At 73.2% G+C, this 17,505-nt stretch carries 17 protein-coding genes; 9 read left to right on the forward strand and 8 right to left on the reverse strand.

Features of this window, described 5'->3' with window-relative positions:
* The first annotated feature begins 282 nt into the window (after window positions 1-282).
* Window positions 283-1,422: a hypothetical protein gene (locus ACFWGZ_RS13605; protein ID WP_382451800.1), complete on the forward strand. Its 1,140-nt coding sequence runs from the start codon at window positions 283-285 to the stop codon at window positions 1,420-1,422.
* Here the strand turns inward: ACFWGZ_RS13605 and ACFWGZ_RS13610 are convergent.
* On the reverse strand, window positions 1,412-2,173 hold the full coding sequence (locus tag ACFWGZ_RS13610) for an endonuclease/exonuclease/phosphatase family protein (RefSeq protein WP_382451801.1): 762 nt from the start codon (window positions 2,171-2,173) through the stop codon (window positions 1,412-1,414). The two genes, ACFWGZ_RS13605 and ACFWGZ_RS13610, sit on opposite strands and share 11 nt — an antisense overlap.
* A gap of 53 nt (window positions 2,174-2,226) precedes the next feature.
* The gene (fusA, locus tag ACFWGZ_RS13615; protein WP_382451802.1) at window positions 2,227-4,212 is read right to left on the reverse strand and encodes an elongation factor G; all 1,986 of its coding nucleotides are present in this window, start codon (window positions 4,210-4,212) and stop codon (window positions 2,227-2,229) included.
* Window positions 4,213-4,527: 315 nt separating this feature from the next.
* Between fusA and ACFWGZ_RS13620 the strand changes: the two genes are divergently transcribed.
* The 4 genes from ACFWGZ_RS13620 (at window position 4,528) to ACFWGZ_RS13635 (ending at window position 8,953) form a co-directional block, all read left to right on the forward strand.
* Window positions 4,528-5,118: an SGNH/GDSL hydrolase family protein gene (locus ACFWGZ_RS13620; RefSeq protein WP_382451803.1), complete on the forward strand. Its 591-nt coding sequence runs from the start codon at window positions 4,528-4,530 to the stop codon at window positions 5,116-5,118.
* A 104-nt stretch (window positions 5,119-5,222) separates the two neighbouring features.
* Window positions 5,223-6,371 (forward strand): xylose isomerase, encoded by a 1,149-nt coding sequence (gene xylA / locus ACFWGZ_RS13625; RefSeq protein WP_382451804.1) that lies wholly within the window; start codon window positions 5,223-5,225, stop codon window positions 6,369-6,371.
* A 1-nt stretch (window position 6,372) separates the two neighbouring features.
* Window positions 6,373-7,749, forward strand: coding sequence for a xylulokinase (gene xylB, locus ACFWGZ_RS13630; RefSeq protein ID WP_382451805.1), 1,377 nt, complete (start codon window positions 6,373-6,375; stop codon window positions 7,747-7,749).
* 64 nt (window positions 7,750-7,813) lie between these two features.
* On the forward strand, window positions 7,814-8,953 hold the full coding sequence (locus ACFWGZ_RS13635) for an ROK family protein (RefSeq protein WP_382451806.1): 1,140 nt from the start codon (window positions 7,814-7,816) through the stop codon (window positions 8,951-8,953).
* Here the strand turns inward: ACFWGZ_RS13635 and ACFWGZ_RS13640 are convergent.
* Window positions 8,910-9,224, reverse strand: coding sequence for a DUF6223 family protein (locus ACFWGZ_RS13640; RefSeq protein ID WP_382451807.1), 315 nt, complete (start codon window positions 9,222-9,224; stop codon window positions 8,910-8,912). The two genes, ACFWGZ_RS13635 and ACFWGZ_RS13640, sit on opposite strands and share 44 nt — an antisense overlap.
* A 132-nt stretch (window positions 9,225-9,356) precedes the next feature.
* Here ACFWGZ_RS13640 and ACFWGZ_RS13645 point away from each other — a divergent pair, with 132 nt between their 5' ends.
* Complete coding sequence (locus ACFWGZ_RS13645) at window positions 9,357-10,436, forward strand: sensor histidine kinase (protein ID WP_382451808.1); 1,080 nt, start codon at window positions 9,357-9,359, stop codon at window positions 10,434-10,436.
* On the forward strand, window positions 10,433-11,098 hold the full coding sequence (locus tag ACFWGZ_RS13650; RefSeq protein ID WP_382451809.1) for a response regulator: 666 nt from the start codon (window positions 10,433-10,435) through the stop codon (window positions 11,096-11,098). The genes ACFWGZ_RS13645 and ACFWGZ_RS13650 overlap by 4 nt, the downstream gene beginning before the upstream one ends.
* On the opposite strand, the gene ACFWGZ_RS13655 is transcribed toward ACFWGZ_RS13650, so the two are convergent.
* Together ACFWGZ_RS13655 and ACFWGZ_RS13660 are read right to left on the reverse strand one after the other, a co-directional pair.
* Entirely contained in the window at window positions 11,053-11,460 is a 408-nt protein-coding gene (locus ACFWGZ_RS13655; RefSeq protein WP_382451810.1) for a hypothetical protein, read from the reverse strand. The two genes, ACFWGZ_RS13650 and ACFWGZ_RS13655, sit on opposite strands and share 46 nt — an antisense overlap.
* A 57-nt stretch (window positions 11,461-11,517) precedes the next feature.
* Window positions 11,518-11,661: a hypothetical protein gene (locus ACFWGZ_RS13660; protein WP_382451811.1), complete on the reverse strand. Its 144-nt coding sequence runs from the start codon at window positions 11,659-11,661 to the stop codon at window positions 11,518-11,520.
* Window positions 11,662-11,765: 104 nt separating this feature from the next.
* On the opposite strand from ACFWGZ_RS13660, the gene ACFWGZ_RS13665 reads away from it, so the two are divergent.
* Window positions 11,766-12,305 carry a hypothetical protein gene (locus tag ACFWGZ_RS13665; RefSeq protein ID WP_382451812.1) on the forward strand — a complete coding sequence of 180 codons (540 nt, stop codon included), beginning with the start codon at window positions 11,766-11,768 and terminating at the stop codon, window positions 12,303-12,305.
* 1,124 nt (window positions 12,306-13,429) lie between these two features.
* Here the strand turns inward: ACFWGZ_RS13665 and ligA are convergent.
* The 3 genes from ligA to ACFWGZ_RS13680 are packed head-to-tail and all read right to left on the reverse strand — an operon-like array spanning window position 13,430 to window position 17,089.
* Window positions 13,430-15,424: an NAD-dependent DNA ligase LigA gene (gene ligA, locus ACFWGZ_RS13670; protein ID WP_382451813.1), complete on the reverse strand. Its 1,995-nt coding sequence runs from the start codon at window positions 15,422-15,424 to the stop codon at window positions 13,430-13,432.
* A 58-nt stretch (window positions 15,425-15,482) separates the two neighbouring features.
* Window positions 15,483-16,283, reverse strand: a complete 801-nt coding sequence (locus ACFWGZ_RS13675; protein ID WP_382451814.1) for an alpha/beta fold hydrolase — start codon at window positions 16,281-16,283, stop codon at window positions 15,483-15,485.
* Window positions 16,283-17,089: an LLM class flavin-dependent oxidoreductase gene (locus ACFWGZ_RS13680; RefSeq protein WP_382451815.1), complete on the reverse strand. Its 807-nt coding sequence runs from the start codon at window positions 17,087-17,089 to the stop codon at window positions 16,283-16,285. The genes ACFWGZ_RS13675 and ACFWGZ_RS13680 overlap by 1 nt, the downstream gene beginning before the upstream one ends.
* A gap of 71 nt (window positions 17,090-17,160) precedes the next feature.
* Here ACFWGZ_RS13680 and ACFWGZ_RS13685 point away from each other — a divergent pair.
* Window positions 17,161-17,505, forward strand: a 345-nt coding sequence (locus tag ACFWGZ_RS13685) for a LysR family transcriptional regulator (protein WP_382451816.1), incomplete at its 3' end; no start/stop codon positions are given.

The raw sequence follows: 17,505 nt of genomic DNA on the forward strand, positions 1-17,505 counted from the left end.
AACGGTTTTCGCCGTCCAGCTGGGCGTCCCGGCAGCCGCCGCCCCGGCCGGGTGCTCCCCCGCGGTCGACGAGCGGACGTTCGCCTCCGCCGCCCGGCTCCGCGCCCTCAACGCCACCGTCGCCGCGTTCGGCGTGCGGGCGACGGGCAGCCTCGGCCACGACCTCCTGCTGTCCTGGCTGGAACACCGCGTGGACCGCCTGCCGGGCGTCACCGTGCGGTCCGAGCCGTTCGCGATCGAGCGCTGGCAGCCCGTCCCGGTTTCCTGCTGTCCGGTGGCGTCGTGCCCGTCGCGGGCGCCATCCCCTACTCCGCACCGGGTGTGGCCGCGGGCGAGCTCGTCCACCTGCCCGCCGGCACGCCGATCACCGCCGCGAACGCCGCCGGGAGGGTCGTGCTGCGCGACTTCCCCGCCCTCGACCGCGGCTACCTCGCCGAGCCCCTGCTGAACAAGGACATGGTCGACGCGGGTCTCGCCGAGGCGGCCGGGGTCGTCGTCGCCTTCCCGTTCCCGCACGAGCAGGTCAAGGGCTACTGGGACCCGCACCTCGGCACGCACTACCGCGTGCCGGGGGTGTTCGTCGGCTCCGACGCCGCTGCGTCTCTGCGGCCCGGCACGCACACGACGATCGGCGTGCTGGCCGGCCGTGCGCCCGCTGTCACGAGGTCGGTGATCGCGACCCTGCCCGGGCTGGGCGGTGAGCGGATCGTGCTCGACACGAACACCGACGGCGTGGGCTGGGTGCAGGAGAACGGCACCGTCGCGCTGCTCGCGCTCGCCGAGCACTTCGCCCGGCTGCCGCTGCGGTGCCGCCCGCGCACGATCGAGTTCGTCTTCGCGACCGGCCACCTGCACCGCCCGGCGGAGGGCAGCGAGTTCCGCGCCCGCGCCCTCGACGCCGAGTACGACTCGGGGTCGGTCGCGTTCGCGTTCGTCCTCGAACACCTGGGCACGCGGGAGTACCTGCCCGCAGGAGGTTCTTTGCGGCCAACGGGTTTGGCCGAGCTGTCGGGCTGGTTCGCGGGCAGTCCGGCGCTCCAGCAGGCCGCAGCCACGGCGCTCGCCGCGCGCGGCGTGGACCGCACGTTCGTGCTGCCGGGCAGCGACGTTCCGGTGCCGGGCCGGGTGCCGCAGCAGTGCTCGTTCGGCGGGATCGGCACGCACTTCCACTCGCACCTGGTCCCGACGATGGCGATGATCTCCGGGCCGTGGACGCTCTGGGCGCCGTCGTTCGGGGCCGCCGCCGTCGACCACGACCGGATGCGGCGGCAGGTGCTGGCCGCGGGCGACGCCGTCACGGCGCTGGCGTCCGTGCCGCGCGACCAGATCGCCGGGCCGTACCCGGACCTGCGCCGGGCACGGGCTTCCGGTGCGCCCACCTGCGCACACGACCTGCCACCGGAGTGGGCGCCTACAGGGTGATCAGCGCCTGGATCGGCAGGTGGTCGGACGGGAACTGGCCGTCGCGGTGGTAGGTGTTGATCGCGGCGGCCTCGACGGTGGCGCCGCGCGTGAGGATCCAGTCGATGCGCGGCCCGTCCGGCACCAGCGGCCCGAAGCCGTGGAACGTCCCGTAGGCGGGCGTGGTCCGCGGGCCGGTGACCCAGGTGTCGGCGAGGACGCTGGTCAGCACCTCGTAGGCCGGTGAGCCCGGCACGTCGTTGAAGTCGCCGGTCAGCACGACCGGCAGCGTGAACGTGCCGAGGCGGTCGCGCACGAGCTCGGCGCCGCGCAGGCGGGCGTTCGCCGACTCGTGGTCGAAGTGCGTGTTGACGGCGACGAACTGCTTGCCGGTCTGCCGGTCGAGGAACCGGACCCAGGTGAGCATCCGGACGACGTTGTTGCCCCACGACCGCGAGCCGACGACGTCCGGCGTGCCGGACAGCCAGTGGTGGTCGAACTCGAGCGGCTCGAGCCGCAGCGTGTCGAAGAAGATCGCCATGAACTCGTCGTGGCTGCCGCCGTGCCGGCCCTGCCCGACCCACTCGTAGTGGTCGGGCAGGTCGTGGTCGATGTCCTTGATCTGCTGGTAGAGCCCTTCCTGGGTGCCGACCACCGCGGGCCGTTCGGCGAGCAGGAGCTGGGCCACCGCGGGCCGCCGTGACGCCCACGAGTTCGGCTCGGCGTCGGAGGCGAACCGCAGGTTGAACGACATCACGTTCAAGGTCGACATCTGACCGAGCATGGCACAGGGGCCGTTCCCCCCGGAGGAACGACCCCTGTGTCCTACGCCGCAGCGTAACCGGCCGGACGGCTCGTGAACGTGCCGCGGCCCTGCGTCCGGCTGCGCAGCCTCGTCACGTACCCGAACATCTCCGCCAGCGGCACGCTCGCCGTCACGACCGTCGTGCCGGCCCTGGTCTCGGAGCCGACGATCCGGCCACGGCGCGAGGCCAGGTCACCGAGCACACCGCCGACGTACTCCTCCGGCACCGTGACGGTGACCTCGGCGATCGGTTCGAGCAGCCGCATGGTGCCCGCCCTCAGCGCCTCGCGGAGCCCGAGCCGGCCCGCCGTGCGGAACGCCATCTCCGACGAGTCCTTGACGTGCGTGGACCCGTCGGTGAGCGTCACGCGCAGCCCGGTGACCGGGTGGCCGAGGGGTCCCTCGGCCAGTGCGTCCCGGCAGCCCTGCTCGACGGCGCGGACGAACTCCTGCGGCACCCGCCCGCCGGTGACCGTCGAACGGAACTCGAACCCGTCCTCCAGCGGCTCGGTGTCGAGGACGACGTGCGCGAACTGGCCCTGACCCCCGTCCTGCTTCACGTGCCGGTGCACGAAGCCCGTGACACCGCTGCCGAGCGTCTCGCGGTAGGCAACCTCCGGCCGTCCCACTGCGATCTCGACGCGGTGGTCGGTGCTCGCCTTCCTCACCGCGACCTCCAGGTGCAGCTCGCCCATGCCGGACAGCACGGTCTGCCCGGTCCCGGGGTCCGTCGCCACCCGCAGCGACGGGTCCTCCTCGACCAGGTGCCGCAGCGCCTCGGTGAGCCGGGCGTGATCAGCCGCGGTCCGCGCCTCGACGGCCACGGACACGACGGGCTCGGCCGCCACCGGTGGCTCCAGCGACACCGGTGCCGCCGCAGCGCTCAGGGTCGTGCCGGTGCGGGCCGACTTCAGCCCGACGAGCGCGACGATGTCGCCCGCGACCGCCCGTTCGACCGGCGTGTGCCGATCGGCCTGCACCCGCAGGATCCGCCCGACGCGCTCGTCGCGGTCGCCGACGCGGACCAGCTCTCCCTTGTGGATGGTGCCGGAGTAGACGCGGGCGAACGCCAGCCGCCCGGTGCCGCCCGTGGTCACCTTGAACACCAGTGCCGAGAACGGCGCGTCCGGGTCGGGCGGCCGTTCCTGCCCGCCGGTGCCGCGCACCGGCGGAACGTCCACGGGGGACGGCAGGTAGGCGACCACCGCGTCCAGCAGCGGTTCCACGCCCCGGTTCCGGTAGGCAGACCCCGCCAGCACCACCGTTCCCAGGTTCCTCATCGTCACCTCCCGCAACGCCCTCAGCAAGGTCCGCTCGGACAAGCCGGTCTCGAAGAACTCCTCCACCACGTCCGGCAGCAGCTCCGCGACGGCCTCCTCCAGCAGCCGCCGGCGCCGCAGCGCCTCGGCCGCCAGCTCCTGCGGCACCTCGCCCTCCCGCCGGTCGTCGTCCCAGGTCACGGCACGCATCCGGACGAGGTCGACGACGCCGGTGAAGGCGCTCTCGGCCCCGATCGGCAGCTGCACGACGAGCGGCACGGTGCCGAGCCGCCGCCGGAGGGACTCGACGGCCCGGTCGAAGTCGGCGCCGGCCCGGTCGAGCTTGTTGACGAACGCGATCCGCGGCACGCCGTACCGGTCGGCCTGGCGCCACACGGACTCGCTCTGCGGCTCGACCCCGGCGACCCCGTCGAACACCGCGACCGCCCCGTCGAGCACGCGCAGCGCCCGGTCGACCTCCGCGGAGAAGTCGACGTGCCCCGGCGTGTCGATGAGGTTGACGCGGTGGCCGTCCCACGTGCAGCTGACGGCCGCGGAGAAGATCGTGATGCCGCGGTCGCGCTCCTGCGGGTCGAAGTCGGTCACGGTCGTGCCGTTGTGCACCTCGCCCCGCCGGTGGGTGGCGCCGGTGGCGAACAGGACGCGTTCGGTGAGCGTGGTCTTGCCGGCGTCGACGTGGGCGAGGATGCCCAGGTTGCGGACGGCGGCCAACGTGGTCGTGCGCATGGCTCAGTGCCTTTTCGGTGCGAAAGGGACTACAGGTCAGCGCGATGAGCCGACGACCGTCTCCGGGTCGTCAGGCACTCCGGTGCCCGGCGCGCAGCAGGCAGCCGGGGTGCGGGGACACGAGGATCACGTCGAAGCGGGACGGGAGGACGGCAGCGGTGCGCATGGCCGGTCTCCTCTCGTCACTCGTCCTGGTGCTCGGGGCGGATCTCGGGCGAACTGTACGGACTCCGAAGTGGACGCGGAACCGGTTTTCCCCGTACGCCCTCGGCGAACCCCGGAACTCCGGCCCGGCCGCCGCCCGTTGACCGGGACATGCGTTTGTGTTTGCTCGGCGACTCCATCGCCGCCGGGGTCGGCAGCGCGCGCCGCGAGGACACGCTCGGCCCCCTGCTCGCCGGCCACCTCCGCCGGGCCGGTCACCAGGTCGAGGTGAGGGTGCACGCCGTCCCCGGCGCGCGTTCCGCCGACCTGCGCGCCCAGGTGCGCTCCGCGGTCGCGACCGGTGTGGACCTCGCCGTCGTCGTGATCGGCGCCAACGACCTGACCAGGTTCATCCCCGCGGAGGTCGGCGCGCGGCAGCTGCACGACGCCGTCGCGGACCTGCGGGCGGCGGGCGCCGAGGTGGTCGTCGCCACCGCGCCGGACCTGAGCGTGGTCGCCTACGTGCCGCCGGCGCTGCGCGACGTCGTGTCGGCCGTGAGCCGGCAGTACGCGCAGGCCCAGCAGCAGGCCGTGATCCGGGCCGGCGGGGTGGTGGCGCACGTCGAGCCCGCCGTCACGCCGCGGTTCGCCGCCGACCCGTCGATGTTCGCCGCCGACCGGTTCCACCCGTCCGCCGCGGGCTACCGGGAGATCGCCGCCGCGCTCGCGCCCGCGGTCCAGGCGGCCGCCGCGGCGCGCTGACCACCCGGGGTCCCCGCGGCGCAACGCGCCCGAAACATTGCGATCAACGCCGTGGCGTCGTACTGTCCGGACTAAGTTCAAGCATTGAACGAATGAGGTGGATCATGGCAACGCCCACTCCGGCGGACAAGTTCTCCTTCGGTCTGTGGACCGTGGGCTGGCAGGGGCGCGACCCCTTCGGCGAGGCCACGCGGTCCGAGCTGGACGTGGTCGAGGCGGTGACGCGGCTCGCCGAGCTGGGCGCGTACGGCCTGACGTTCCACGACGACGACCTGTTCGGCTTCGCGGCCACGAACCGCGGCACGCAGGTCGAGCGGCTCAAGACGGCGCTGGCCGACACCGGGATGGTCATCCCGATGGTCACCACGAACCTGTTCTCGCACCCCGTCTTCAAGGACGGCGGCTTCACGAGCAACGACCGCTCGGTGCGCCGGTTCGCGCTGCAGAAGGTCCTGCGCAACATCGAGCTGGCGGCCGAGCTCGGCGCCGAGACGTTCGTCCTCTGGGGCGGCCGCGAGGGCTCCGAGTACGACGTCGCGAAGGACGTGCGGGCGGCGCTCGACCGCTACCGCGAGTCGATGAACCTGCTCACGCAGTTCGTCACGGACCGCGGGTACAACCTGAAGTTCGCGCTCGAGCCCAAGCCGAACGAGCCGCGCGGCGACATCCTGCTGCCGACGGTCGGGCACGCGCTCGCGTTCATCTCGTCGCTCGACCGGCCCGAGCTCGTCGGCCTCAACCCCGAGGTCGGGCACGAGCAGATGGCCGGGCTCAACTTCGTGCACGGCATCGCGCAGGCGCTGTGGCACGACAAGCTCTTCCACATCGACCTCAACGGCCAGCGCAGCATCAAGTACGACCAGGACCTGGTGTTCGGCCACGGCGACCTGATGAACGCGTTCGCGCTGGTCGACCTGCTGGAGAGCGCCGGCTACCAGGGTCCGCGCCACTTCGACTACAAGCCGTCGCGCACCGAGGACTACACCGGCGTGTGGGACTCGGCCAAGGCGAACATGGCGACCTACCTGCTGCTCAAGGAGCGCGCGCTCGCGTTCCGCGCCGACCCCGAGGTGCAGGAGCAGCTGAAGGTCGCGGGAGTCGCGGAGCTCGGCAAGCCGACGCTGAACGACGGCGAGTCCTACGACGACCTGCTGGCCGACGACAGCTTCGACCCGGACAAGGCGGCCGAGCGCGGCTTCGGGTTCGTGCGCCTCAACCAGCTGGCCATCGAGCACCTCACGGGAGCGCGCTGACATGACGCTCGTCGCGGGCGTCGACTCCTCGACGCAGTCGTGCAAGGTCGTCGTCCGCGATGCGGAGAGCGGCGAGCTCGTCCGGGAGGGGCGCGCGTCCCACCCGGACGGCACCGAGGTGCACCCCTCCCACTGGTGGGAGGCGCTGCAGGCCGCGCTCGCCGACGCCGGCGGTCTCGACGGCGTCGAGGCGCTGAGCGTGGCGGGCCAGCAGCACGGCATGGTGTGCCTCGACGAGAACGGCGAGGTGGTGCGCGAGGCGCTGCTGTGGAACGACACCCGTTCCGCGGCGGCGGCCGCCGCCCTCACCGACGAGGTCGGGGCGCGGGAGTGGGCGACGCGGATGGGCGTCGTGCCCGTCGCGTCGTTCACGATCACCAAGCTGCGCTGGCTCGCCGAGCACGAACCGGACAACGCCAAGCGCACCGCCGCCGTCTGCCTGCCGCACGACTGGCTGACGTGGCGGCTGCGCGGCACCGGCGAGCTGGCCGACCTGGTCACGGACCGTTCGGACGCGTCCGGCACCGGCTACTTCGACTCGGTGGCCAACGCCTACGTGCCCGACCTGCTGTCGCTGGCCCTGGGCCGTTCCGACGTGGTGCTCCCCCGCGTGCTCGGCCCGGCCGAGCACGTCGACGGCCCGGTGCGGCTCGGCGCGGGCGCCGGCGACAACGCGGCCGCCATGCTCGGCGTCGGCGGCGGGGTGGTGATCTCGCTCGGCACGTCCGGCGTGGTGACCGCGACGGCCGACGTCCGCGCGGCCGACCCGTCGGGCATCGTGGCGGGCTTCGCCGACGCGACGGGCCGGTACCTGCCGCTCGCGTGCACGTTGAACGCTGCCCGCGTGCTGGACTCGACCGCCCGCATGCTGGGCGTCGGCCTGGACCGGCTCAGCGAGCTGGCCCTGTCCGCGCCTCCCGGCGCGGAGGGCGTGGTGATGGTGCCGTACCTGGAAGGCGAACGGACCCCGAACCTGCCCGACGCGACCGGCGCACTGCACGGCCTGACGCTCACCAACGCCACGCCCGCGAACATCGCCCGTGCGGCGATCGAGGGCATGTTGTGCGGTCAGGCCGTGGGCTTGGACGCGCTGATCGCCCAGGGTGCGGACGTGAGCGGCATACGGCTCGTGGGTGGTGCGGCGGTGTCTCCGGCCGTGCGGGAGATCGCGCCGACGGTGTTCGGCGTGCCCGTGACGGTGCCCGCGCCCGGCGAGTACGTGGCCGACGGTGCGGCACGGCAGGCGGCGTGGACGCTGACCGGTGGCGACGTGCCGCCGGAGTGGAGCGGCGCGGACAGCCGGCGCTACGAGGCGGACGCGGTGCCGGCGATCCGGGAGCGGTATGCCGGGGCGGCGCAGAAGTTCCTGGACCGATGACCTCCCGGCGAGCACGTGCGACCGGTCCGCGGCGCCCCGCGGTCCGGTCGCGGTGCTGGGCGCGATGACCACCGTCGACCACCTGCGCCAGGTCCGCCTCGGCAACCTGAGGACTGTCCTGCTCGCCCTGGTCGAGCGGCCCGGCTCGCGGGCCGACCTGGCGGCGCGGACCGGCCTGACCAAGGCCACGCTCACCAACCTCGCCGAACCGCTGCTGGCGGGCGGCATCCTCGTCGAGGACCCGGCGACGGGGGCGGGCATGGGCAGGCCGTCCAAGCCGCTGCGCTTCCACCCCGGCGGCCCGGTCGCCGTGGGCGCCGAGATCAACGTGAGCCACCTCGCCGTCGAGACCCTGGGCCTCGACGGCGAGACCGTCGGCAGGCTCCTGGTGCCGGCGGACATCCGCGGGGCGGGCGCCGACGAGGTGCTCGACCGGGTCGCCGAGCTGATCCGCGAGCACACCGGCGGCAGGAAGCTCCTCGGCGCGGGACTGGCGGTCCCCGGTGTCGTGCACGACGGCGTGGTGGTCAGGGCGCCGAACCTGCCGAAGCTCGTCGGGTCCCCCCTCGCGGCGAAGCTCGGCGAACGGCTCGGCACCGAGGTCGAGCTCGACAACGAGGCCAACCTCGCCGCCCTGGCCCACCTGTGGCCGCGGCACCTGGCGGGCGCGGACTTCGTGCACGTGTCGGCCGACGTCGGCATCGGCGCGGGCGTCGTGCTGGGCGGCGAGGTGTACCGGGGTGCCAGCGGGTTCGCGGGCGAGCTCGGGCACGTCGTCGTCGAACGCGACGGCGTGCGGTGCACCTGCGGCAGCAAGGGGTGCGTGGAGCAGTACGCCGGTCTGGACGTCATCCTGCGCGAGGCGGGACGGCGCCGGCTCGACTCGCTGCACAAGGCCCTCGAAGCCGGTGATCCCCGGGCCGTCAGGGCGACGACCGAGGCCGGCCGCGCGCTCGGCGTCGGCCTCGCCACGCTGATGAACCTCCTCGACGTGCCCACGGTCGTGCTCGGCGGCAGCTACGCCGTGCTGCACGAGCACATCAGCGCCGCCATCCAGTCCGAAATGGACATCAGGGTGCTCGCGGGCGGCGAACGGCACACGCGGCTCGTCGCCTCCCCGCTCGGCGAGTTCGCCGTCGCGCGGGGTGCGGCCGGACTCGTCACCCGGCGCGCCGTGCTCCAGCCCGAGCGCCTCCTCGCGTGACCGCGCCGCCCACCGCCACCGCGGCCAGGCCGATCACCAGCGAGACGTATCCGCCGACGATGCCGTAGCCGGTCCCCGGACCACCGTCGGCCATCAGCACGACGACCAGCCCGAGCACCACGCCGACGGCGCCCGCGGCCAGCGCCGGCACACCGCGACCGCCCCGCCGCCGGGCGAGCACGCCCAGCACCAGACCGGCCAGACCGAACACGACACCGATCAGCGACCACAGGCGTCCGGTGGTCATCTCGTATGCAGCTGCAAGAGTCATGGCCCCACCCTGGCCCCGGCGCACCCGGACGTCGTCGTGCACGCGAAGACACCCGGCTACCGCCGTTGCAGTAGCCGGAAAGTCCTCCCCGTGCAGGATCTACCAGCGTGAACAGCGGTCTAAGGTGCTCCCATGACCGCACGGCTGCTCGACTGGGCGATCGCCGCCGGGGTGGCCGCGAGCCTCGTCGCGGCCGGGCACCCCGCCACCCCGCTCGGCTACGCCCTGCTCGCCGCGAGCGGGCTCGTGCTCGCGAAGCGCAGGACGGCGCCCCCAGCGACGCTGGTGGCCACCGGTCTCCTCGCCCTGGCGTACCAGGCGACCGGGGCCGACGTGCCGGTGGTCGCGTTCCTGTTCGCGGTGTACTCGACGATGAAGGCCGGTCACCGCGTCGTCACCGTCGCCGGGTCGCTGCTGATGCTGGCCGCGCTCCCCCTCGCGGCGATCCTCTCGCCGCGCTCCCTCACGACCTACGAGGCGTTCGCGCAGACACGGGACGTGCTGCAGATCGCCTGGCTCGTCGCCGCGGCCGCCGCCGGCGAAGCACTGCGGCAGGCCGAGAAACGCGCCGACGAAGCCGAACGCACCCGGGAGGAGGCGGCGCGGCGGCGGGCCGGCGAGGAACGGCTGCACATCGCCCGCGAGCTGCACGACTCGCTCACCCACCAGATCTCCGTGATCAAGCTGCAGGCCGAGGTCGCCGTCCACCTGGCCCGCAAGCGCGGCGAGGAGGTGCCCGAGGCCCTGCTCGCGATCCGCGACGCCGGGCGGGAGGCCTCCCAGGAGCTGCGCGCGACGCTGGAAGCCCTGCGCGACGACAAGAGCCCGCCGCACGGCATCGCCGACGTCGAACAGCTCGTGCACCGCGCCAGGGCCACCGGCCTCGACGCGCGGCTGACCGTCGAGGGCAGCACCGACGACCTCCCGGCCGCGGTCGGGCGCACGGTCTACCGGATCGTCCAGGAGTCGCTGACGAACATCACCCGCCACGCCGCCGCCGGGACCGCCCGGATCCGCATCGACCACCGGCCGGACGCCCTGCTCGTCCAGGTCGACGACGACGGCACGGCGACGCCCGGCACCACGACCGCCGGCGTCGGGCTGCTCGGCATGCGCGAACGCGTGACGGCGCTGGGCGGCAGCCTGGACGCCGCGCCGCGCAGCGGGGGCGGGTTCACCGTGCGGGCTGAACTCCCGGTGACGCAGCCGTGATCCGCGTCCTGCTGGTGGACGACCAGCCGTTGATCCGCAGCGGGTTCCGCGCCCTGCTCGACGCGGAGGACGACATCGAGGTCGTGGCCGAGGCGGCGAACGGCGAGGAGGCCGTCGCGAAGATCCGCGCGCACCTGCCGGACATCGCGCTGATGGACATCCGGATGCCCGGGGTCGACGGCATCGAGGCGACCCGGCGCATCTCCGCCGACCCCGCGCTCGCGGGCACGCACGTCGTGGTCCTCACCAACTACGGCTTCGACGAGCACGTCTTCCACGCCCTCAAGGCGGGCGCCGCGGGGTTCCTGGTCAAGGACGTGCAGCCGGAGGACTTCCTGCACGCCGTGCGCGTGGCGGCCCGCGGCGACGCCCTGCTGGCCCCGTCGATCACGCGCAGGCTGATCGACCGGTACGTGAGCCAGCCGCAGCGGCGCGACGTCGACCTCGGCCACCTCACCCAGCGCGAGCGCGAGGCCGTCGTGCTCGTCGCGCGGGGCCTGTCCAACGACGAGATCGCCGCGGCCATGGTGATCAGCCCGCTGACCGCGAAGACCCACGTGAACCGCGCGATGACCAAGCTGCACGCCCGTGACCGCGCCCAGCTCGTGGTGATCGCCTACGAGTCCGGCCTGGTCGTGCCGCAGACCTCCGAACGCGGGTAGGTCCGCGCGCGGATCCGCTCCTCGGCGTCCTGCGCGGACAGCGACCAGCGGATGATCCGCCCGTCGCCGGACACCACCACGTCGTCCCGCGTGAACGCGACGGCCCGCACCGGACCGGTGTGGCCGGTCAGGGTCGTACCCGTGTGCGTGGCGAGGTCCCGCACGACGACGCGTCGTTCGAGCCGGTCGGCGGCCGCGTCCCACAGCCCTCGGGGTCGGTGGAGATCAGCAGGCGGCCGTCGGGCGTGAACTCCAGGACGCTCGCGACGTGCGGGCCCCCGGGGAACGGTTTCTCCCCGGAGCGACACGACGTGGTCGCGGGTGAGCACGGCGAGTTGGGTGCCGTCCGGGCTGAACGCCACCGACTCGGCACCATCAGCCTAACCGTCCACTGTGGCCAGAGCTGTGCCGTCGAGGCCCTACAGCCGCACGGGACCGTCGTCGCCCGCGGACGCCGCGACGGTCCCGTGCACGGCGAGATCGGCGACGCCACCGGCATGTCCGGCGAACGCGGGCACGGCGTCCTCCCGCACCACCACGGCCCGGCCGGATCCCGCGGTCACCAGCAGGGTGCCGTCCCGGCCTGCCGCAAGCGCTTTCGTGCCGGCGCGGTCGCGGTAGGAGGTGATCGGGCGGCTGGCGTCGGTCCGTCCCCAGTGTGCACGGCATGAGAATCGTCGCTGCCGCCCTGCTGTCGCTCTTCGTCCTGATAGGACTGGTGAGCCCGGCCCAGGCCGCTCTGCCCTCGTGGCCCAACGTCAAGTCCGGCGCCACCGGCGACACCGTGCGCAGCGCCCAGCACCTGCTGCGCCACCGCGGTTACGGCATCAGCGCCGACGGCGTCATCGGCCCGGACACGTGGCAGACCCTGGTCGGCGGCTCCGGCTCGGGCGGCGGGGGCGGTACCTACAGCCTGCCGCTCGCGAAGAGCGCCCTGCCGCGCAGCGCGTACGACGACCCGCACCACGACTGCCCGGCCATCGACCTGCCGGTGAAGAACGTCCTCGCCTCCGCCGTGGTGGCCGGCACCGCCGTGTCCGCGGGCCGGCGCGTGGGCACGACCGGCAACTCGACCGGCCTGCACCTGCACATCGCGATCAGGATCAGCGGCACGTCCCGCTGCCCGCAGAACTTCCTGCTCGCCCTCTACGACGGCCGGACGCCGCCAGCCCCGTCGTCGCTGCCGAGGACCGGCCGCTTCTACTGACCGCCGGTGAGGCCCGAGCCGGGGCGAGGTTGCCTGCGCTGTTCCGCGAAACCTGGTGAGAGACCACACAGATCGACTGCGAAACACTTCGGGCCCCTGTGCCGTTGTAAGGAGTGTCGGTGCGGTCAGTGTCCCCCGGGCCTCACCTCAAAGCCTTCGCGGAGAACCGTCCGGCTGGTACCGCGCAGTGCGACTCGCCGAGAGGCGACCGCCGCACCGACATCTCCACACTCGCCCTCAGACCGTCGATCTCCCCCCGACAGGCGGTCTGAGGGCGTCCTGGAGAACGTCTCCGCGGCCGCGTCCCCCCGGCGGCCAGGAGACGTTCGCCGGACGCCCCCAGGCTGCCGTCCTCCCCCGGGCAGCATGGGGGCTCCACCACCCAGGCCACGCCCTCGAGCCGTTCACCCCCAGACGGTTCGAGGGCCTTCCTATTTCAAGTAGCACCACAACCCGTTGCGCCGAAAGGGTTTCGGGCTCCGCGATGGTGACCGACCACACAGATCACCGGGAAACACAACGGATGCCCGTGCCGTTGAACCAGGTGGTCGGTGCGGAACGAGTCCCCGGGCCCCACCACAACGCCCTCGCGGAAGACCGTTCGGCTGGTACCGCGTCGAGCCACTCGCCGAGAGGCGACCGCCGCACCGGCCACCCCAGAGCTCGCCCCCAGGCTGCCGCTCTCCCCCGTGCAGCGTGGGGGCTTCCTGTGTTGGGCCGGCGGTGTGACCGGTGCCGCTCGGCGGGAGCTTCCCGCCCGCTCGGGCAACCCGAGGACGCGGCAGGTTCCGCGCACGACGCAACCCCGTGCGACGCAGAGAGAGCCCCAGGCGACGCGGCCCGTGCGGGTGCAGAGGGCCGCTGGGCGACGTAGCCCGTGGAACGCAGCGGGAACCGAGCGACGCAACCCGTGCGGTGCAGAGGGCTTCTGGGCGACGCAGCCCGTGCGACGCAGAGAGCCCCTGGGCGACGCAGCCCGTGCGGCGCAGCGGGAACCGGGCGGCGCGCCTCGCGGTACGCGACCGATTTCGGGCGGCGTCGAGCAGCCAGAACCCGCTGACCGCAGCGACTCCGCCAGGTCGAGGCAGCTCGGCCGGCACCGGCGCGGGCAGCCGGCCGCTCGTTCAGGCCACGCCCGCCGCGATCAGCTTCTCCCAGATCTCGGCCTGGTCCACGACCTCGACGCCGAGCTTCTCCGCCTTCGTCAGCTTGCTCGCGCCCACGCCCTCGCCGGTGATCAGCAGGTCGGTCGTCGCCGACACCGAGGACGCCGCCGTGGCGCCCGCCCGCTCGCACATCTTCTGGAACGTCGGGCGGGTCACCTTCTCGCCCGAGCGGGGGTCGCTGATCGAGCCGGTGATCACGACCGACTTGCCCTCGAGCGGTGCGCCGGACACCACGACCGGGGGCAGGTCCTCCTCGCGGACCTCCAGGGAGACACCGCGTTCGCGCAGGCGCTCGATCTCCGGGCGCAGGCGGGCCAGGTGGGCGGTCAGGGACTCCGCCACCTTCTGGCCGATGTCCTCGACGGCCACCAGCTTCTCGACGCCCGCGTCGGCGACCTCCTCCAGGGAGCCGAAGCCCGCGCGGCACAGGCGGGCCGCGGTGCCCTCCGACGCCATCGGGATCGACAGCCCGATCAGGGCCCGGCGCAGGCCCACGGAACGGCTGCGGTCGATCGACTCGATCATGCGGGTCGCGGAGACCTCGCCGACGCGGTCGAACTCCAGCAGGCGTTTCTTGGTCAGGGTGTAGAAGTCCGACGGGTTGACCAGGTCGCCGGTCTCGGCGAGGCGTTCGATCCACACCTGGCCGATCGCGTCGATGTCGGCGGCGGCGCGGGAGGACCAGTGGATCAGGCGGCGCACCGTCTGGGCCGGGCAGACTGCGTTGGTGCAGAACAGTTCCCGGCTGTTGCCCTGCTCGGTGAGCGGCTGGCCGCACGACGGGCAGTCCGACGGCGGCACGATCTCCACCTCGTCGCCCGTGCGCTTCGACTCGTCGAGCACGCCCGCCACGAACGGGATCACATCACCCGCGCGGCGCACCAGGACCGTGTCGCCGATCTTGATGCCGCGGGAGCGGATGACCTCCTGGTTCGCGAGGGTGGCCCGCGTGACGGTGGTGCCGCCGACGAACACCGGCTCGAGCCACGCGACCGGGGCGATCTTGCCGGTCTTGCCGACGTCCCACCGCACGTCCAGCAGGACCGTCGTCTTCTCCTCGGCGGCGAACTTGTAGGCGATGGCGCCGCGCGGGGACGACGACCGGGTGCCGGCGGCGGCGAACGCGTCGCGGTTGGCCAGCCGCAGCACCGCGCCGTCGAGGTCGTAGTCGAGGGAGTTGCGGGCGGTCTCGATCCCGCCGATCAGCTCCTGCGCCTCGGCGGCGGTGGAGCAGTGCTTCATCTCGGCCACGCTGAAGCCGAGCTTGCGCAGGCCCGCGTCGAGGTCGGAGTCGGCGCTCTCCGGCTCGGTCGTCAGGTCGAACGCGAAGAACTGCATGCGCCGGCCCTCGACGGCCTTGGGGTCCTTGGCGCGCAACGTGCCCGCGGCCGCGTTGCGCGGGTTGATCAACGGCTTGTCCGGGTGCGCCTTGTTGTAGGTGTCGAACGTCGAGCGCAGCATCACGCACTCGCCGCGCACCTCGACGCGGCCCGGCGCCTCCACCTTGTCCGGCACGCCGTCGCACAACGCGCGCGTCAGGAACGTGACGTCGTCGCCCGTCGTGCCGTCGCCGCGCGTGACCGCCCGCGCCAGCCGCCCGTTCTCGTACACCAGGGCGAGCGACAGGCCGTCGAGCTTCGGCATGACGACCACGGGCTGGCCGGGGAACCGGGAGAAGAACGACTCGACCTGCTCCGGTTTGTTCGCCTTCTCCAGCGACAGCATCGGCCGTGAGTGCCGCACCGGCGCGTGCAGCACCGACGGCGCGCCCACGTGGTCGAGCGGGTTGTCCGCCGGGGCGAGCTCCGGGTGCTCCGCCACGAGGCCGCGGAACTCGTCCTCGATCGCGTCGTACTCGGCGTCCGCCACCAGCGGCTCGCCCTGGTAGTACGCGTCGCGCAGCTCGACGATCCGCGCGGCGAGCTCCTGAATCCGGTCCCCAGCAGCACTCATGGGGAGGACGTTACCCGCCACCCCTGACAATTTTCGTGCAGTCGCGATCGAGCGCCGCTCAAGCCGCGGTGTGCCGCGCGAGCGCGTCGACGAAGACCGGCCACAGCGGACGCGGGACGTCGTGCCCGGCGCCCTCCAGCACGAGCAGCGACGCGCCCGGCACCGCGTCGCGCAGCGCCTCCCCGTGTGCCAAGGGGTACACCGGGTCCAGCGAGCCGTGCACCACCAGCGCGGGCGCCGTGAGATCGCCGAAACCGCCGCCGGGGGCGTCGAACTCCATGAGGAAGTGGTTGGTCATCGCCGACTCGACGTTCACCGTCCGCGCCACGTCCTCGACGGCGAGCCGGCGCACCGCGTCCTCGTCGAAGTACGGCGACGCACCCGCGTACGCGCGCAGCACCGCGACGATGTTCTCCACTTCGGACGGTGAGCGCACCGAGGAGGCCTCGAGGAACTCCGGGGACATCGGTGGCAGCGCGGGATCACCCGTTGTGGTGCACACGAACGTCAGCGAAGCCACCCGATCGGGGTGGTCGACGCCGAGGCCCAGCGCGATGGCCCCGCTCATCGACCGCCCGACGACGTGCGCCCGCGCCACACCGAGCCCGTCCAGGACCCCCACGGCGTCGGAGACCAGGTCCGACAACGCGTACCCCGGCTGTCCCGGCGGGTAGGCGGTCGACAACCCGGTGTCACGGTTGTCGTAGCGGATGACGAACCGCCCGCGCGACGCGATCGCCACGCACAGTTCCTCCTCCCACCACAACATGGACGCGCACGCACCGTGGATCAGCAACACCGCCGGGTCCGAAGGATCGCCGAACGTCTGAACGCACAACTCCACACCGTTGGCACGCATCACCGCACCGCCGGTCCGTCACGGAGCACGCCGCGCACGTGGTCCACCGACAACGCCTCCGGGTCGAACGCGGTCAGCGCCCACGTCGCCCCCGCGCGGGCGAACGGCGCCACGTCCGCGCCCGGTTCGACCTCGCACACGTGGTCGAACGGCCCGTCATCGGCCCGCAAGGCCTCGACCTCCCCGACCGCGTCGGCGAACTCCCCCGCCGACGACAGGTTCACCGGGAAGAACCCGTCCAGCCGCGCCGCCCGCCGCATCGGCCGGGCGTTCCCGGGGAACCCGGCCGCCCACACCGGCACCCCCGGCCGCTGCACGGGGCGGGGCAGGAACGTCACACCGTCCACTGTGCAGTGCTCGCCGCGGAACCGCACGACCTCGCCCGACCACGCCGCCCGCAGCACCTCCAGCGACTCGTCGAGCACCCGCCCGCGCACCCGGTCGTCGCACTCCTCCCCGAAGCGCGAGAACTCGCCGGCGAACCGGTCGCTGCCGAGCCCCACCCCGAGCACGAGGCGCCCGCCGCCCAGCACGTCCAGCGACGCCGTCTCCCGCGCGAGCTTCGCCGGCCTGCGCCGGGTGATCGCGGAGACCATCGGCCCGAACCGCAGCAGTTCGGTGGCGGCCGCGACGGCGGCCAGGGTGATCCACGGGTCGGCCACGTGCGTCACCGGCTCGCGCCAGCGCAGGTGGTCCCAGACGAAGAGGCCGTCCCAGCCGGCCTCCTCGGCCTCGGCGGCGAGCCGGGCGACGACGCGGGGGTCGGCGAGGCAGTCGAAGAGCGGCAACCAGAGAGCGCATTTCATGCCCGAGACGCTAGAAACCACAGAGCATTAACAAAAGCGATGGTTTCTGCTCAACTCGACAAGGCAGACTTATGCTCGTGCTGGACCTCCGTCACCTCGCCACGCTCGACGCCGTGGCCACCGAGGGCACGTTCGGCCGCGCCGCCGGCCGCCTCGGCTACACGCAGTCGGCCGTGAGCCAGCAGATCGCCGCGCTCGAGAAGGCCGTCGGCGGCACCGTGTTCGACCGCCCCGGCGGCCCGAAGCCCGTCCGGCTCACCCCGCTGGGCGAGGTGCTGCTCGCCCACGCCCGCGACCTGCTCGCCCGCGCCGCCGCCACTGACGACGCCGTCGAGCGCTTCAAGGCCGGCGAGGGCCGGGTCGACATCGGCACGTTCCAGAGCGTCACCAACGTCATCCTGCCGACGGTCGTGCGG

Origin of the sequence: Lentzea sp. NPDC060358 (assembly GCF_042725365.1) — a bacterium.
GTDB lineage: Bacteria > Actinomycetota > Actinomycetes > Mycobacteriales > Pseudonocardiaceae > Lentzea.

Bases quoted from the DNA above. Each gene is read 5' to 3' on its own strand.
- ACFWGZ_RS13640 (WP_382451807.1), bottom strand. From the start codon at position 9,224: ATGACTCTTGCAGCTGCATACGAGATGACCACCGGACGCCTGTGGTCG.
- ACFWGZ_RS13610 (WP_382451801.1), bottom strand. From the start codon at position 2,173: ATGTCGACCTTGAACGTGATGTCGTTCAACCTGCGGTTCGCCTCCGAC.
- ACFWGZ_RS13620 (WP_382451803.1), top strand. From the start codon at position 4,528: ATGCGTTTGTGTTTGCTCGGCGACTCCATCGCCGCCGGGGTCGGCAGC.
- fusA (WP_382451802.1), bottom strand. From the start codon at position 4,212: ATGCGCACGACCACGTTGGCCGCCGTCCGCAACCTGGGCATCCTCGCC.
- ACFWGZ_RS13680 (WP_382451815.1), bottom strand. From the start codon at position 17,089: ATGAAATGCGCTCTCTGGTTGCCGCTCTTCGACTGCCTCGCCGACCCC.
- ACFWGZ_RS13665 (WP_382451812.1), top strand. From the start codon at position 11,766: ATGAGAATCGTCGCTGCCGCCCTGCTGTCGCTCTTCGTCCTGATAGGA.
- xylA (WP_382451804.1), top strand. From the start codon at position 5,223: ATGGCAACGCCCACTCCGGCGGACAAGTTCTCCTTCGGTCTGTGGACC.
- ligA (WP_382451813.1), bottom strand. From the start codon at position 15,424: ATGAGTGCTGCTGGGGACCGGATTCAGGAGCTCGCCGCGCGGATCGTC.
- ACFWGZ_RS13635 (WP_382451806.1), top strand. From the start codon at position 7,814: ATGACCACCGTCGACCACCTGCGCCAGGTCCGCCTCGGCAACCTGAGG.
- ACFWGZ_RS13675 (WP_382451814.1), bottom strand. From the start codon at position 16,283: ATGCGTGCCAACGGTGTGGAGTTGTGCGTTCAGACGTTCGGCGATCCT.
- ACFWGZ_RS13645 (WP_382451808.1), top strand. From the start codon at position 9,357: ATGACCGCACGGCTGCTCGACTGGGCGATCGCCGCCGGGGTGGCCGCG.
- xylB (WP_382451805.1), top strand. From the start codon at position 6,373: ATGACGCTCGTCGCGGGCGTCGACTCCTCGACGCAGTCGTGCAAGGTC.